Source organism: Curtobacterium sp. HSID17257 (genome assembly GCF_003989515.1).
Lineage (GTDB): Bacteria > Actinomycetota > Actinomycetes > Actinomycetales > Microbacteriaceae > Curtobacterium.
This window is the reverse complement of record NZ_RBLU01000035.1, coordinates 1-14,386: the sequence shown is the minus strand read 5'-3', so window position 1 is coordinate 14,386 and position 14,386 is coordinate 1. Positions and strand designations below refer to the sequence as shown.

17 protein-coding genes are annotated in these 14,386 nt (G+C 71.9%); 3 read left to right on the top strand and 14 right to left on the bottom strand.

Annotated elements, in window-relative coordinates:
- Window positions 1–45: 45 nt before the first annotated feature.
- The 5 genes from D8M35_RS07775 to D8M35_RS07755 form a co-directional block, all read right to left on the bottom strand.
- Window positions 46–528, bottom strand: coding sequence for a hypothetical protein (locus tag D8M35_RS07775; protein ID WP_126891332.1), 483 nt, complete (start codon window positions 526–528; stop codon window positions 46–48).
- 65 nt (window positions 529–593) lie between these two features.
- Window positions 594–878: a hypothetical protein gene (locus tag D8M35_RS07770; protein ID WP_126891331.1), complete on the bottom strand. Its 285-nt coding sequence runs from the start codon at window positions 876–878 to the stop codon at window positions 594–596.
- The gene (locus D8M35_RS07765; protein ID WP_126891330.1) at window positions 875–1,213 is read right to left on the bottom strand and encodes a hypothetical protein; all 339 of its coding nucleotides are present in this window, start codon (window positions 1,211–1,213) and stop codon (window positions 875–877) included. The genes D8M35_RS07770 and D8M35_RS07765 overlap by 4 nt, the downstream gene beginning before the upstream one ends.
- Window positions 1,210–1,740: a hypothetical protein gene (locus D8M35_RS07760; RefSeq protein WP_126891329.1), complete on the bottom strand. Its 531-nt coding sequence runs from the start codon at window positions 1,738–1,740 to the stop codon at window positions 1,210–1,212. Before D8M35_RS07760 ends, D8M35_RS07765 begins: the two co-directional genes overlap by 4 nt.
- Window positions 1,741–1,971: 231 nt before the next feature.
- Window positions 1,972–2,562, bottom strand: coding sequence for a VanZ family protein (locus D8M35_RS07755; protein WP_126891328.1), 591 nt, complete (start codon window positions 2,560–2,562; stop codon window positions 1,972–1,974).
- Between the two features lie 190 nt (window positions 2,563–2,752).
- Here D8M35_RS07755 and D8M35_RS07750 point away from each other — a divergent pair, with 190 nt between their 5' ends.
- Window positions 2,753–3,286 (top strand): GNAT family N-acetyltransferase, encoded by a 534-nt coding sequence (locus D8M35_RS07750; protein ID WP_126891327.1) that lies wholly within the window; start codon window positions 2,753–2,755, stop codon window positions 3,284–3,286.
- A 216-nt stretch (window positions 3,287–3,502) separates the two neighbouring features.
- Here the strand turns inward: D8M35_RS07750 and D8M35_RS07745 are convergent, their stop codons facing one another.
- From D8M35_RS07745 to D8M35_RS07735, 3 genes are all read right to left on the bottom strand, one after another.
- Window positions 3,503–4,225: a VIT1/CCC1 transporter family protein gene (locus D8M35_RS07745; protein WP_126891326.1), complete on the bottom strand. Its 723-nt coding sequence runs from the start codon at window positions 4,223–4,225 to the stop codon at window positions 3,503–3,505.
- Window positions 4,226–4,312: 87 nt separating this feature from the next.
- Complete coding sequence (locus D8M35_RS07740; protein ID WP_202976540.1) at window positions 4,313–4,807, bottom strand: GNAT family N-acetyltransferase; 495 nt, start codon at window positions 4,805–4,807, stop codon at window positions 4,313–4,315.
- Window positions 4,808–4,840: 33 nt separating this feature from the next.
- Window positions 4,841–6,241, bottom strand: a complete 1,401-nt coding sequence (locus D8M35_RS07735) for an LLM class flavin-dependent oxidoreductase (protein WP_274542770.1) — start codon at window positions 6,239–6,241, stop codon at window positions 4,841–4,843.
- 113 nt (window positions 6,242–6,354) lie between these two features.
- On the opposite strand from D8M35_RS07735, the gene D8M35_RS07730 reads away from it, so the two are divergent.
- Window positions 6,355–6,843: an SRPBCC family protein gene (locus tag D8M35_RS07730; RefSeq protein ID WP_126891325.1), complete on the top strand. Its 489-nt coding sequence runs from the start codon at window positions 6,355–6,357 to the stop codon at window positions 6,841–6,843.
- A 10-nt stretch (window positions 6,844–6,853) separates the two neighbouring features.
- Here the strand turns inward: D8M35_RS07730 and sufU are convergent, their stop codons facing one another.
- From sufU to D8M35_RS07700, 6 genes are all read right to left on the bottom strand, one after another.
- Window positions 6,854–7,300: a Fe-S cluster assembly sulfur transfer protein SufU gene (sufU, locus tag D8M35_RS07725; protein WP_126891324.1), complete on the bottom strand. Its 447-nt coding sequence runs from the start codon at window positions 7,298–7,300 to the stop codon at window positions 6,854–6,856.
- On the bottom strand, window positions 7,297–8,598 hold the full coding sequence (locus tag D8M35_RS07720) for a SufS family cysteine desulfurase (RefSeq protein ID WP_238638142.1): 1,302 nt from the start codon (window positions 8,596–8,598) through the stop codon (window positions 7,297–7,299). The genes sufU and D8M35_RS07720 overlap by 4 nt, the downstream gene beginning before the upstream one ends.
- 103 nt (window positions 8,599–8,701) lie before the next feature.
- The gene (locus tag D8M35_RS07715) at window positions 8,702–8,914 is read right to left on the bottom strand and encodes an antitoxin (RefSeq protein ID WP_126891323.1); all 213 of its coding nucleotides are present in this window, start codon (window positions 8,912–8,914) and stop codon (window positions 8,702–8,704) included.
- An 84-nt stretch (window positions 8,915–8,998) separates the two neighbouring features.
- On the bottom strand, window positions 8,999–10,294 hold the full coding sequence (locus D8M35_RS07710) for a chloride channel protein (RefSeq protein WP_126891322.1): 1,296 nt from the start codon (window positions 10,292–10,294) through the stop codon (window positions 8,999–9,001).
- A gap of 121 nt (window positions 10,295–10,415) precedes the next feature.
- Window positions 10,416–12,536, bottom strand: coding sequence for an alpha-galactosidase (locus tag D8M35_RS07705; protein WP_126891321.1), 2,121 nt, complete (start codon window positions 12,534–12,536; stop codon window positions 10,416–10,418).
- A 144-nt stretch (window positions 12,537–12,680) separates the two neighbouring features.
- On the bottom strand, window positions 12,681–13,664 hold the full coding sequence (locus D8M35_RS07700; protein ID WP_238638141.1) for a magnesium and cobalt transport protein CorA: 984 nt from the start codon (window positions 13,662–13,664) through the stop codon (window positions 12,681–12,683).
- 100 nt (window positions 13,665–13,764) lie between these two features.
- Here D8M35_RS07700 and D8M35_RS07695 point away from each other — a divergent pair.
- Window positions 13,765–14,386 (top strand): tryptophan-rich sensory protein (locus tag D8M35_RS07695; protein WP_194074868.1); only part of this gene is annotated, 622 nt, incomplete at its 3' end.

The following is a 14,386-nucleotide window of genomic DNA, read 5'->3' as shown; positions in this document are numbered from 1 at the left end:
TCGCGTCCGAGGCGCGACGGGCTGAGCGAGACGACGGCGCGGCACTCAGTACTCGCTCACTGGCCACTGCGGGAGGCGGGAGAAGCGGGGGCGCGGCGGTACCGGCTCATCGTCGTCCGTGACGCGGATCTCCGTGAGCACGGTGACGTCGCTGGTGCCGTACCACCGGTGTGCGACCCCGTCCCGCTCGTCGACGACCACAGTCACCCGGTCCGCGGGGTCGCGTCCATGCTCGCACGTCACGAGCACCCAGTGACTGGCGAGCCGTTGCACCAGGACCGGCGCGAAGCTCGCTGGCGAGCCCCACACGGGCAGACGCTCCGGTGTCAGCATGCGGACCGGAGGAGCGACAGTGCCGCTGCGGGCGAAGCTGACGTCCACCGGTCCGTCGACTGAGTGGAGGATGCCGTCCGCGTACCGGTCGCGGTGGCGGTCGCCCTGCCGATCGAACGTCCAGCTCTCGTCGCGCTCGTCGACGACGAGTTGGAACTGCTGCGGCTGTGTGACACCGCCCCGCGGCTCGGTCACCCCACGAGCGAGCCGTCGAACAGGGCGCCGGAGCGCGGCAACCTCCGCTTCCGATAGCGGGTGGGCTATCGGAAGCGCGAGGGGTCGCGTGCTCGCAACGAGAGCAGGACTGCTGCGAGACCGAGGACGACCGCCACGGCTGCTGCGATCCGACCCACGAGCTGAGCGGTCAGGGCCAGCTCGTACTGCTGCTTCGTCAGCACCACATCTGCTCCCTGCGGCACGGGCCAGGAGAACACCGGCGCGACCTGGCCGGCCTCGACGATCGACACGACGCAGATCACGAGCGCCACAACAGCCAGCGCGACGGAGACGATCGCCCACGAAGCCGAGTGCGCCCGACGAGTCACGGATGCGCTCCGGTTCCACCTCGTCGCGCGTCGGACACACGACGGCGCCGACGGACGAGCCAGCCGACCGCGGCGACGAGCAGGAGGGATCCTCCCACGACGGCGACCGGCACGCCGAGCAGCAGCAGGAGGCCAGCGCCGATGTTCGCTCCGCCATCGAATCCGGCGGCGAAGACCGCGATGACCGCGACGGCACAGACGAGACCGCCCGCGGCTGCGATGATGCCGCCGACGAGGACGAGAGCGCGGGACTCGTTCATCTCCTCGACGTACCCGGCCGGATTGGGTGGCGAGTTCGAGCCGAGGGGCGCCGCCTGGGGCCGTGTCGGACTCATGACGTTCCGGACCGATCGGAGTGCCGGCCGCCGCGGCGCTGTCGTTCTGCTTGTCGGAGCTTCGACTGGTCCCGCTGGATCCGCCACGCAGCGCCTCGGGCCCAGTCACGGGCCGTCGCTTCCGTCGCATCCTCCAGCGCGGCGTATGCGTTCAACAGATCGCGTTGGGCGACGGCGCGGCTTCGTCGCACCCCAGTGGCCGGGAAGGAGCGGGACGACGTCCCCGTGACGGTGATCATCTGAGCGTTCCCGACCGGCTCACCCCGCGACAGCAGCCAATCGTTCCAGGCCTCGAGCCCGAACACCGTGTCTCCGTCCAACGCCATCCTGTAGGTCCAGAGCCAGCTCCGCACGATGACCGTGCCCGGCGCGAGGTAGACACCGATGAACAGCGTCCGGACGCTCAGGAGAACGAGTCCGCCGAACACACACCAGACAGCGGGGATCAGGGCCTGATCGGACGCCGACTGCTCGCTCGGTGGCGTCGTCATGCCGACGAGGATCGACGCGATGAAGACGAGCTGCACACAGAACGTGGCCGTCAGGACCCCACGGCTCGACTGCCGAAGCCGTGTGCTCACAACCAGCCTCCGTTCTCAGCCTCGACGATCCCATCGGCCGTCCGTCCCGCGCTACCCCACTTCGGGCCCCGAGCGAGAAGCGGCGTCTGGGTCCTCGGCGCCGATGAGCGGTTGCCGGTACTCCCGGTTCGTCCTCGCGGTCGGATCGAGCAGCGCCCTGCTGGCACGGGTGGCGGATCATCTCCTGCCTGGTTCAGGCGGTGCGCTGGTCCTCGTGGCAGGGGGCCAGCGGAAGAGCTCGACGAGGCGCGACAGGCCCGGCGTGCGAGACAGCACGACGAAGATCGCGTGGCCGACGGCCCCGCCGAGGGTGTTCCAGAGGAAGTCGTTGACGTCCGCGACGTGGCCTCCGCCGAAGAGCCCGTCGGTGACGATCTGCAGGAGCTCGATCGTGAGACTGACCGCCGCGGCGGTGAGGACCACCTTCGCCCAGGACGGTCGGCGCATCAGGAGCGGGATCAGGATGCCCAACGGGGCGAACACGATCACGTTAGTGACGGCGTCCATGACCTCGTAGTCGGAGAACGGGATCAAGGCCAGCTTCGGCGTCCACTGCTGCAGCTGCGGAGGCCGGTCGAGGTAGATCGGGAGGACCGTGTTCGCGAAGATGCCGGCGACGTAGACCGCGAGTGCGGCCGCCACAGAGCCTCGGGGCCAGGTGAAGCGCCGGCTCGGGAGCAGGACCAGCAGTTGGATGAGGAAGGCGACGACGCCGACCACGAGGGCAACGGGTAGGGCGGGAACCTCTCCGAAGGGATCGTCAGACACTCGAACGATCCTGCCCGGATCGTTCGCTCAGCGGGTCCCTCCAGAGGTTGATCCGGAAGCCGATCGCTGCGAACCGATCACAGGGAGGGCGCAGTCTCCGCGCTGACCGGACGCGTCGGGCGCCCACGGACCATCGACGAGCGGACACGTCTCGGCTCGAGCCATGGGACTCCGCGAGCGACAATGCGGTGTGATCTCTGCGCTGACCCTCCCCGCCACCATCACCTCCGGCGACCGCGAGCTGCTGCTCCGACGGGCCACAGCCGCGGACCTGCACCCGATCATCCGGCTCCTGTCGGACGATCCGATCAGCGCCGGGCGTGGCGACGTCGGGAGCACCGCGGACGAGGTGGCCTACTCGGAAGCGCTGCAGCGCATCATCGGCGACTCGAGCAACGACGTGCTCGTCGTGGAGGACGAGCTCGCCGCCGTCATCGGCACGCTGCAGCTGACGGTCATCCCCGGGATGGCTCGACGAGGCAGCGCACGGCTGCTGGTGGAGGCAGTCCGCGTCGCCGGCACACAGCGGTCCTCCGGCGTCGGAACGGCCCTGATGCGATGGGTCGTCGAGCAGGCCGCGATCGAACTCGAGACCCCGCTGGTCCAGCTGACCTCCGACGCTGCGCGTACCGACGCGCACCGCTTCTACCGACGTCTCGGTTTCATCGACTCCCACGTCGGCTTCAAGTTCGCCGTGTCGTTGCCCGACGCGCCTGCCCGGTAGACGATCGTTCACCAGGAAGGCAAGGCATCGGAACGGCCCGCGGTACCGGCGCTGTCCGCTGAGCCGCTGACCCGTCCGACTGCCTTCGCCCGGTCACCACCGACGTGCACAGAGGACCGACTCCAGGCTCTGCCGTGCCCGGCGAACTTCCCCAGGCGCGCTGCTCGGGCCCGGACCGTCCCCTCCGGGAAACCGCGGAGCGACTTCGTCGTCCGATCAGAGCGCGTGCGTCCCGAGCAGCGCTCCGGCCACGAACGTCGCCGCGAGCGCGAGCGCCCCACCCACGACGACCCGCAGCGCCGCGCGGCCACGACGGGCACCGCCGAGCACCGCACCCGTGGTCCCGGTCAGCGCGAGCGCCACGAGCGAGGCCGTCACCGTGACGGCGATGCGCGCGGACTCCGGCGCGAGCAGCATCGCGAGGAACGGCAGGAGCGCACCGACGGAGAACGTCGCGGCCGACACCCATGCGGCGCGCCAGGGGCTGACGACCTCGTCCTCGGCATCCCGGAGTGCGGCCTCGGCTCGACGGCGTCGGACCTCGGGTCGCGCGAGCTCGCGGGCGACGGCGTCCGCCACCGAGTCCTCGACCCCGAGCGACCGGTAGTGCGCCGCGAGGGCAGGCGCGTCCTCGGCATCGGCCTCGAGCTTCGCCTGCTCCGCGGCCTGCCCGGTGCGCTGGGCATCGCGGGCTCCGCTCACCGAGATGTACTCGCCGAGGGCCATCGAGATCGCCCCGCCGACGAGCGCCGCGGTACCCGCAGCGACGACGGGCCCCGTGCCCGCACCGGCTCCGGCGACACCGACGAGCACGGCGGCGACGGACACGATGCCGTCGTTCGCGCCGAGCAGTCCGGCGCGGAGCCAGTTGAGCCGTGCGGCGCTGGTGGCGTCGTCGTGCTCGGAGGTGGGGAGCGAGAGGTCCGATGCGGTCGACATGACGGCCATCGAACCACTGCAGACCGGTTCGCGCCAGCAAGGTGAGGCAAGCCTGATCAGGGCTTTCGTGGTGAGGTGAGCCTCACCTCACCGAGCGACGCCCGCCTGCCAGACACGGGTCGGGCGACCGTTCAGCGCGTGCGGGAACGGCTCACCGACCGGCCGGAACCCCGCACTCGTGTAGAGCGCGAGGGCCGGCGCGTTGTCGTCCAACGCGTGCAGCTCGCACCGGTCGTACCCGGCGGCCGCTGCGGCGTCCACCGCGGCAGCGAGCAGTCGGCGTCCGAGGCCGTGGCCCTGCGCCGACGGCGCGACCGCGAGCAGGCTGAGGTACGCGGCATCGCTCGGCGTCCCACCGGACCCGGGGGCGGTGACCAGGGCGAACCCGAGCGGGTCCCCGCCGTCGTCGGCGACCACCAGGGCGACCCGCTCCGCAGCGAACTTCCCGTGTGCACGGGCACGGACGGCGTCCGACGCCGGCACGCCGTCGCGGTCCGCCACGGCGGCGACCCAGAGCGCGACGCAGGAATCCGCGGTCGACTCGTCGTCCGCGGTGCGCACGACGAAGGACGACCCGATCACCGGACCACCCTACGTCGCACCCGCCTGGGTCGGTCAGACGGTCGCCCGTGCGCCGACGCGGTACTGCGCGCCGCGGTGCTCGTCGGGCAGCCGGTCGCCGCGGCCGTGCAGCTTGTGGCGCAGGGACCCCTCGACGTACTCCTCGGGGTAGGCCCCGCGGGCGCGGAGCTCGGGCACGACGAACTCGATGACGTCCTCCCACGTGCCAGGGGTCACCGCGTAGGCGAGGTTGAAGCCGTCGACGTCGGTCTGCTCCTGGATGTCGATCAGTTGCTGGGCGATCGTCGCGCCGGACCCGACCGCGACCGGTCCGAGGCCGCCGATCGCGGTGTGCTCGGCGATGTCCCGGACCGTCCAGTTCGACCCGTCCTCCCCCGTCGCCGCGGACAGGTTCGCCGCCGCCGACTGGATCGCGTTCGACTCGATGTTGCCGAGCGGCTCGTCCAGGTCGTACTGCGACAGGTCCACCCCCATCCAGCCGGAGTTCAGCACGAGCGCACCCTCGGCCGACGCGTACGACCGGTACTCGCGGTACTTGGCCTGGGCTGCCTCGTCGGTCTCGTCGGTGATGACGGTGAGCAGCGTGTAGATGCGAGCGGCGTAGCGGTCGCGACCAGCAGCCTCCAGGGCGTCACGGATCTTGCCGACGGTCGCGGCGAGCTGCGGGACCGTCGGTGCGCCGACGAACACCGCCTCGGCGTTCTCGGCGGCGAAGCGGATGCCGCGGGGCGAGGCGCCCGCCTGGTAGACGACCGGGCTGCGCTGCACCGAGGGCTCGGACAGGTGGATGCCGGGGACGTCGAAGTGCGTGCCGTGGTGCTCGATCGGGTGCACCTTGGCCGGGTCGGTGAACACGCCGGTCTCGCGGTCCTCGACGACGGCGTCGTCCTCCCACGAGCCCTCCCACAGCTTGTAGAGCACCTCGAGGTACTCGTCCGCCACGTCGTAGCGGTCGTCGTGCGAGAGCTGGTCGGTCTGCCCCATGTTGCGCGCGGCACTCGGCAGGTACCCGGTGACGACGTTCCAGCCGATGCGGCCCTTCGTCAGGTGGTCGAGCGTCGAGATGCGCCGGGCGAACGGGTACGGGTGCTCGTAGGCGGTGCCGGCGGTGATGCCGAACCCGAGGTGTTCGGTCACGGCGGCCATCGCGGACACGAGCAGGATCGGGTCGTTCACCGGCACCTGCGAGCCGGTGCGGAGCGCCGCCTCGTTCGTCCCGCCGTACACGTCGTACGTGCCGAGGACGTCGGCGATGAAGATGCCGTCGAAGCGCCCGCGCTCGAGCAGCTGCGCCAGGTCCGTCCAGTACGACAGGTCCTTGTAGTGCCGCGAACGGTCGCGAGGGTGGCGCCACAGCCCGGAGGACTGGTGCGCGACGCAGTTCATGTCGAACGCGTTGAAGCGGATCTGCCGGGTCTCGTTCGTCGAGGTCACGCGGCGAAGCTACGTCCAGCAGCCGGACACGTCACGTGAGGTGACGCCGTGTGACGCCGCCGCGGAGGCCGACGGCAGGTTCATGAGGCCGCCTCGCGTGGCAGCATGGCGACGTGCCCGTCGTCGAGTCCCGCTGCGTCGTCCCGGTCCCCGTCGAGGTCGCCTTCGCCGTGTCGCAGGTGCAGGGACCGGTCCGGAAGCGCTGGGACCCCTTCATCCGCCGGCAGCACCTCATCGGCGCCGACGCGCCGGCGAAGGGCGTCCGCACCTTCACGGTGCAGCGGACGGGCCTGCGGATGGAGAGCGAGTACGTCTCGTACAACCCGCCGTCGAACGTCGGCATGAAGATGACGAAGGGCTCGTGGTTCTTCGAGAAGATGGGCGGCGGGTGGCGCTTCACACCCGTGGAGGGCGACGGAGGCAGGACGCTCGCCGTCTGGCGCTACAACTTCACGTGCCGACCCGCCTGGCTCGCGCCGCTGGCCGAGCGCATCGGCGTGCTCGTCCTGCAACGCGACATCGACCGGCGCATCGCGGGCTTCGCGCGCGGGTGCACCGATCCGGTCGTGCTCGCCCACGTCGGTGCTCCGCCGACGGCCTGATCGAGACCGGTCAGACCGCGGTGGCCTCGCGTGCTGCTGCCTCGGCGGCGACCCACGCGAGCATCCCGCACTTCACGCGCATGACGAACTTCGAGACGCCGTGGAACGCCACGAGGTCCTCGAGGACGTCCTCGTCGGGCTCCCCCGCACCCCGCGAGCGCATCATGTCCCGGAACGCCGACGTGAGCTCGAGCAGCTCCGGGACGGTCCGGCCGACGGCCATGTCGGTGAGCACCGACGCGGACGCCATCGAGATCGAGCACCCGTCGCCCTGCCAGCCGATCGCAGCGATGCGGTCCGTGCCGGGCTCGAGGCGGACGCTGACGGTGATCTCGTCGCCGCAGGTCGGGTTCCGCTCGAAGTGCGACGCATCGGCGTCGTCGAGCACGAGGTCCCCGTGCCGGGCCTTCGCGTGGTCGAGGATGACCTGCTGGTAGAGCGAGTCGAGGCCGTTCACGAGGCCGCTCCGAAGTACCCGCGGACCTCGCCCACGGCGGTCAGGAAGCGGTCGACGTCCTGCTCGGTCGTGTACACGTAGGTGCTCGCGCGGCTCGTGGCGGCCAGCCCGAGCCGACGGTGCAGCGGCTGCGCGCAGTGGTGCCCGGACCGGACGGCGATGCCCTGCGCGTCGAGGTACTGCGAGACGTCGTGGGCGTGCACCCCGTCGACGTCGAAGGACACGAGTCCGGAGCGCGGCACCCCGGCGGGCGGGCCGACGACCCGGATGCCCGGCACCGCCGCCAGACCGTCGAGCATGCGCTGCGCGAGGTGCTCCTCGTGGGCGCGGACGCGTTCCATGCCGATGCCCTGCAGGTAGCGGACCGCCTCGGCGAGTGCGACCGCCTGGGACACCGGCTGCGTGCCGGCCTCGAAGCGCTCGGGCGCCGGCACGTACTCCGACGCCTCCATCGTCACGGTGGTGATCATCGACCCACCGGTGCGGAACGGCGGCAGGGCGTCGAGGAGCTCGCCCCGACCCCACAGGACGCCGATGCCGTTCGGCCCGAGCATCTTGTGCCCGGAGAACGCGGCGAAGTCGACGCCGAGCTGCTGCACGTCGAGGGGTCGGTGCGGCGCGGACTGGCACGCGTCGAGGACGACGAGGGCGCCGTGCGCGCGGGCGGCTGCGACCACGGCGGCGACGGGCGCGACCATGCCGGTGACGTTCGAGACGTGCGCGAACGCGACCACCTTCGTGTGCTCGGTGATGCGCGCGACGGCGTCCTCGGCGGTCCAGGTGCCGTCGTCGGCGACCGGCACCCAGCGGAGCGTCGCACCGGTGAGCGCGGCGAGCTCCTGCCACGGCACGAGGTTCGCGTGGTGCTCGGCCTCGGTCACCAGGACCTCGTCACCGGGACCGATGCGGAAGCGCTCGGCCGCCGCTCCCCCGCGCCCCCGGCTGGCGTTGGCGATGCCGTACGCGACGAGGTTCAGCGCGTCGGTGGCGTTCGCCGTCCAGACGACCTCGGACGGCGAGGCCGCGCCGACGAACCCGGCGACCGTGGCGCGGGCGTCCTCGTAGGCGTCGGTGCTCAGCGCCGCGAGCGTGTGCGCTCCGCGGTGCACGGCTGCGTTGTCGTGCTCGAGGAACCGCCGCTCGGCGTCGAGCACCTGGCGCGGCCGCTCGGCCGTCGCGCCGGAGTCGAGGTACGCGAGCGGGTGCCCGTTCACCTCCTGCTGGAGGATCGGGAAGTCCCGCTTGATCGCGGCGACCTCGCAGTCGGTCAGCGGCTGGTTCGGGGCGAGCACGGTCACGCGGTCAATCGTGGTCCGTCCCGCCCCGCGCGTCCAATCGCCTGCAGCGGACAAGCCGACGCAGCCCGTCGGGCCGGCGGACCGAGCCCGGGCGGACCAGCCGCTACTCGTTGCCGATCCGCTTGTCGGCCGCGTCGCGGGCGTTGTCGATCTTGTCGTCGTACTTGCCGCCGGTCGCCTTCTTCACCGCGTCGGCGACACCGCCGAGGACCTTGTCGCTGACGCCCTCGGCCTTCTCGCTCTTCAGGGCGTCCTGGACCTTGCCGTCCTTCAGGAGCTCCTGCGCCTTCTTCGTGATGTCGTCGAACCCTGCCATGGACGGCTCCTCACCTCGCGCGGGGCCCGTCGCCCCGACCTGCCGCCGATGGTAGGCGTGCGCCGGACGGGTGTCCGGGGCGCGTCAGACCATCTGCGCGCTGCGTCGCCGGGCGAGCACGTAGGAGACCGCGACCGAGCCCGTGACCGCCAGGAGCGACGGGATGAGGATGTCGGTGCCCTCCTGCGTGAACTCGACGACGAGCACGAGCGCGGTGAACGGTGCTCGCATCGTGGTCGCGAGGAAGGCCGCGGCACCGACGAACGCGAAGGCCGCCAGGCTCGACCCGTCGGCCGGCCAGAGCAACACCCAGAGGCCACCGAGGGCTCCCCCGAACGCGGATCCGATGGCGATCGACGGCGTCAGCGTGCCGCCGACCGCACCCGCCCCGATCGTCGCCGAGGTGGTGATGGTCCGGATGATGCCGAGGAGCAGCAGGAACACGATCGGTGAGAGCCCCGCGATCTCCGGTGACGAAGTGGTCGCGTTCATCGCGACGAGCCCGAGGGCGCGGCCGTTGCCGAGGATCTGCGGGAACGGCACCGCGATGAGCCCGACCATGGCGAACACGACGGGCAGCACGACGAGCAGGTGCCACCCCTTCGGCGCCATGCCCTGCAGCCGGTTCGTGAGCTTCACGAACCCGACCCCGGCGAACCCGAGCAGCGGCCCGACGATGATCGCCCACACCAGCAGCGACGGTGACAGGTGCATCGCGGGCACGTTATAGAGCACCTCGTCGGGGATCACGAGCCGCGCCGTGAACGCGGCGATCGCGCTCGTCGCGAAGGCGGGCAACGCCGTGGCGAACGTCAGCTCGCCGAGCAGCACCTCGACCGCGAAGAGCGCACCGCCGAGCGGCACGTCGTACACCGCCGCCAGACCCGCGGCGGCACCGCAGGCGACGAGGATCCGCGTCTCGCGCCCGGTCAGCCCGGCACGCGCGGTGACGAGCTGCGACAGCCACGCGCCGATCTCGCGGGGCGCCACCTCCTTCCCGATCGACGCCCCCAGGCCGACCGCGAGGATCTGCACCGCGGCGTTCGCGACCGTGGCGACGGCGGGCATCCGCTTGCCGTCGACGGCTCCCGTCACCGAGACGACGGGCTTCGCCCACCGCCGGAGCGCCCACCAGGCCACACCCGTCAGGACACCGGCCGCGGCGAGCGCGAGGAAGCGGTTGAGCCCGGAGGGCGCGTCCGCGGCCTCGAGGTGCCCACCGAACGGGTACCCGAAGGCGACGAACTGGATCGCCTGCAGGGCGAGCCACACGGAGATGCCCGCCGCACCGCCGGCGATGCCGACGAGCGCGGTGATGACGGCGAGCTTGAGGGCCCAGACCGGCGTGGTCGTGCGTGTCGCGGTTCCGGTCTGCGGCATGACCGGAAGCCTAGCGGCGATCGGGACCGGCCCACGGACCGCCGACCGCGCCTGTGGACGGACGGGAGGCCCGTGGCGGGGCCGCCACGGGCCTCCCGTCCGTCTGCTGGTCCCGTCGCGGTCAGACGGCCGTCACGCGGAAGGGGACCACCCGGTCCGACGGGAGGAGCGGCGGCTGCAGGCCGACCTGCTCGAGCACGCGACCGCTGAAGACGCGGTCACCGGACCACCACTCGGGGGCGCGCACGTCGTGGTCGTCGCCGACCAGGACGGGGTCCACGCGGTAGCGCGTGTCCGGGTCGAGGTCGCGGAGGACGACACGGCCGACGCCGGACACCTCGGACCGACCGGTGCTCGCGACGAAGAAGACGGCGTCACGGCGGTCCTCGGCGACGACCCCGTACACCAGGCGCGTCGGGTCGACCTCGTCGACGCGGACGAGCAGCCCCGTGTGCAGCAGTGCGCGCCACTCCTTGTGCAGTGCGATCCACGACGCCAGCGTGCGTTCCTCGTCCTCGGTGGCTTGCGCGAGGTCCCACTCGATGCCGAAGTGCCCGATCAGGGCGGTGCCGGCGCGGAAGGACACGTCGTGGAAGCGTCCCGTCGTGTGGTTCACGCCGCTCGCGACGTGGGCGCCGAGGAGCTCCGGCGGCAGGAGCTGCTGCGTCCACCGGTGCATCTGCTGGCGCTCGGAGGGGTCGATGTCGTCCGACACCCAGACGCGGTCGGTGTGCTCGAGCACCGCGAGGTCGACGCGGGCGCCGCCGGACGAGCACGACTCGATCTCGAGCTGCGGGAAGCGCTCCTTGAGCGTCGCCATCAGCCGGTACGTCGCCAGGGTCTGCTCGTGCACGGCGGCCCCGCCGCCCGGGAAGCCGGCCTCGACGAGGTCGCGGTTGTGGTCCCACTTGACGTAGTCGACGCCGTACTCGCCGATGATCGCCGTCATCCGCTCGAGCACGTACGCGTACGCCTCGGGGATCGCGAGGTTGAGCACCTGCTGGTCGCGGGAGCGCACCGGCAGCCGCCCGTCGGCCTGCATGATCCACTCCGGGTGCGCGCGGGCGAGGTCGCTGTCCTCGTTCACCATCTCGGGCTCGAACCAGAGGCCGAACTCCATGCCGAGCGCCCGGACGCGGTCGACGATCGGACCGAGGCCGTCCGGCCAGACGTCCTCGTCGACGTACCAGTCGCCGAGGCCCGCGTGGTCGTCGCGGCGGCCGCGGAACCAGCCGTCGTCGAGGACGTACCGCTCGACGCCGAGGCGGGCGGCGCGCTCGGCCAGGTCGGTGAGCCGGGCGAGGTCGTGGTCGAAGTAGACCGCCTCCCAGACGTTGATCGTGACCGGCCGGGGGCTCGTCGGGTGCTGCGGGCGGCTGCGGAGCCAGCGGTGGAACCGTCGCGCCTGGTCGTCGAGGCCCTCCCCCCACGCGCCGTACAGCCAGGGGCCCTCGTACGTCTCACCGGTCTCGAGCCGGACCTCGCCGGGCAGCAGGAGCTCGCCGCCGCCGACGACCTGGCGCCCGGTGGCCAGGCGCTCGGCGAAGTGGCGGTGGTTCCCGCTCCACGCCGTGTGCACGCCCCACACCTCGCCGTGCGCGAAGCCGAAGCCGGGTTCCCCCACGCTGAGGACGGTCGCGGCGTCCGCGCCGGTCCGGCCCTTGCGGCTGTCACGCTCGTGCGTGCCGACGACGAGTTCGCGGCGCTGCGGGGTGCGTTCCTTGCCCCAGCGGCCGGCGAAGTCGAGGACCTCGCGGGCGCGGGACGGCACGGGGAGCGCGACGGTCAGGTCGTCGACCGTGTACGTGCCGGCGGCGGTGTTCGTCACGGCGGCTCGGGTGCGGACCAGGCCGGACACGAGCACCTCGAAGGTGATCCGGACGGCGAGCCCCGCGGTCGTGTCCTCGGCCTCGGCCGTCAGGCGCGTGTCGTCGACGTGCAGCGCCGTGACCGTGAACGCCGGCGACCAGTCGCGGCCGTCGCGGTGACCCGAGAGCCCGGGACGGCCGGTCCAGCCGCGGTGGGGCTCCGGCAGCAGGGCGAGGCGGACGGGCACGTCGGCCTCGTTGTTCGCGACCGGGGCGACGTCGGCGTCGGCGAGCGCGACGAGCTCGTCGTGGGCCAGCGTGCCGAGGGCGGCGCCCCAGTGGACGATCGCGGGCAGTGCGCCGTCGCGGCAGTCCAGGACGACGGACACCCCACCGGCGGTCAGGTGGACGAGGTCGTTCGTGGTGGTGGGCATCGTTGCTCCGGTCGGCGTCGTCGACGCCTGCGCGTCGGGGGCACGACGAGCCTGGCCGTCGCGCCGTGTCCCGCGCAACACGACGCGCGCGGGTCGGTGGAACCGGGGCGTCGGCCGGGCCCACCCGTCAGCGGCGCGGGGCCGTCAGAACCAGCGTTTCACCTTGAAGACGACGAACAGGATCGCGGCGAAGGCGATCATCGCGACGATCGACAGCGGGTACCCCCACGTCCACGACAGCTCGGGCATGTGCGTGAAGTTCATGCCGTAGATCGCCGCGATGAGCGTCGGCGCGAACAGGATCGCCGCCCAGCCCGAGATGCGCTTGGTGTCGTCGTTCTGCTTCTGCGCCGCGAGGGTCGAGTCGACCGTCAGGGCGTTCTGCAGCAGCTGACGGAAGGTGTCGAGGCGCTCGACCGTGCGGATCACGTGGTCGAGGACGTCGCGGAACCGGCGCTGCAGTTCCACGGGCAGGTGGTACTTCTCCGCGCCGCGGTGCAGGTTCTCGATGATGCCGATGAGCGGTCGGGCGGCGCGCTGGAAGTCGACGACCTCGCCGAACAGCTCGTAGATGCGCCGCGACACCCCGGCCACGCCGGAGAACAGCTGGTCCTCGATCTGGTTGATGTCCTCCTCGAGTCCGTCGATCACCGGCGCGTAGCCGTCGACGATCGAGTCCATCAGCGCCCAGAGCTGCGCCTGCGGACCGGCGGTGACCAGGGCCGGCTTGCCGCTGAGTCGTCGGAGCGCGTGCGGGACGGCCTGTGGTCCGCGCGGGTCCGCCGGGACCACCGCCAGGAAGAAGTCCTGCCCGACGAAGGCGTGCACCTCCCCGAACTCGACCTCTTCCGGACCGTCGTGGTACACCGCCGGCTTCAGCACGGTGAAGAGCGTCGAGCCGTAGCGTTCGAGCTTCGGGCGCTGGTGTCCCTCGGCGGCGTCCTCGACCGCGAGCTCGTGCAGGCCGAGGGCGACCGCGACGTCCCCGAGCTCCTCGGCGTCCGGGCGGTGCAGCACGATGCACGCGCTCGCGCCCTGGTCGCCGATCATCCGGAAGGTGTCGTCGAGGGACGGGCAGGCGATCGGGGCGATGCGGTCGACGTAGACGGTGTTGAGCTCGACGGTCACGAGGCCACCGTACGCACCCGCTGGACGACTCGTCCCCCGGTCACCTGGACGCCCGCTGCGACCGGCGGTGTCCGTCGGGCCTACCGTGCAGGTCATCAGCATGCTGACGAACGGAGCGGACATGAAGAAGATATGGAAGCGCATCGCGGTCGCCGTGAGCGCCGTCGTGGCAGTGGTCGGCGCCTTCGTCGGCTCGGGTGCAGCCGGTGGGACGCCCATCGCCGAGGCGGCGGGCGGTGCGCTCTCGGCGTCGTCGACCGCGATCGCACCGGCCGGCCCGGCGTTCTCCATCTGGAGCGTCGTCTACGTCGGCCTCATCGCCTACACGGTGCGGCAGTTCTTCCGGACCGCCGACGACGAGCGTCACGATCGTCTGTTCGTCCCCGCGGTGCTGTCCCTGCTGCTCAACGCCGCGTGGATCCTGTCCGTGCAGTTCGGGTTCCTGTGGGCGAGCGAGCCGATCATCCTCGCGCTGCTGGGCGTCCTGATCTGGGCGTTCGCGGTGCTCCGGCGGACCCGGCCCTCGGGCACGGTCGAGGCGATCGTGACCGACGGCACGTTCGGGCTCTACCTCGGCTGGGTGTGCGTCGCGACGGCGGCGAACACCGCTGCGGTGCTGACGGCCGCCGGCTTCCGGGGCTTCGGACTCGGTCAGGACACCTGGGGCGTGGTCGTCGCCGCGGTTGCCGGGCTCGTCGGGGTGCTGCTCGCGATCTGGGGCA

Coding starts and splice junctions, on each gene's coding strand:
- D8M35_RS07765 (WP_126891330.1), bottom strand. CDS start 1,213: ATGAGTCCGACACGGCCCCAGGCGGCGCCCCTCGGCTCGAACTCGCCA.
- D8M35_RS07745 (WP_126891326.1), bottom strand. CDS start 4,225: ATGTCGACCGCATCGGACCTCTCGCTCCCCACCTCCGAGCACGACGAC.
- D8M35_RS07715 (WP_126891323.1), bottom strand. CDS start 8,914: ATGGCAGGGTTCGACGACATCACGAAGAAGGCGCAGGAGCTCCTGAAG.
- D8M35_RS07710 (WP_126891322.1), bottom strand. CDS start 10,294: ATGCCGCAGACCGGAACCGCGACACGCACGACCACGCCGGTCTGGGCC.
- D8M35_RS07705 (WP_126891321.1), bottom strand. CDS start 12,536: ATGCCCACCACCACGAACGACCTCGTCCACCTGACCGCCGGTGGGGTG.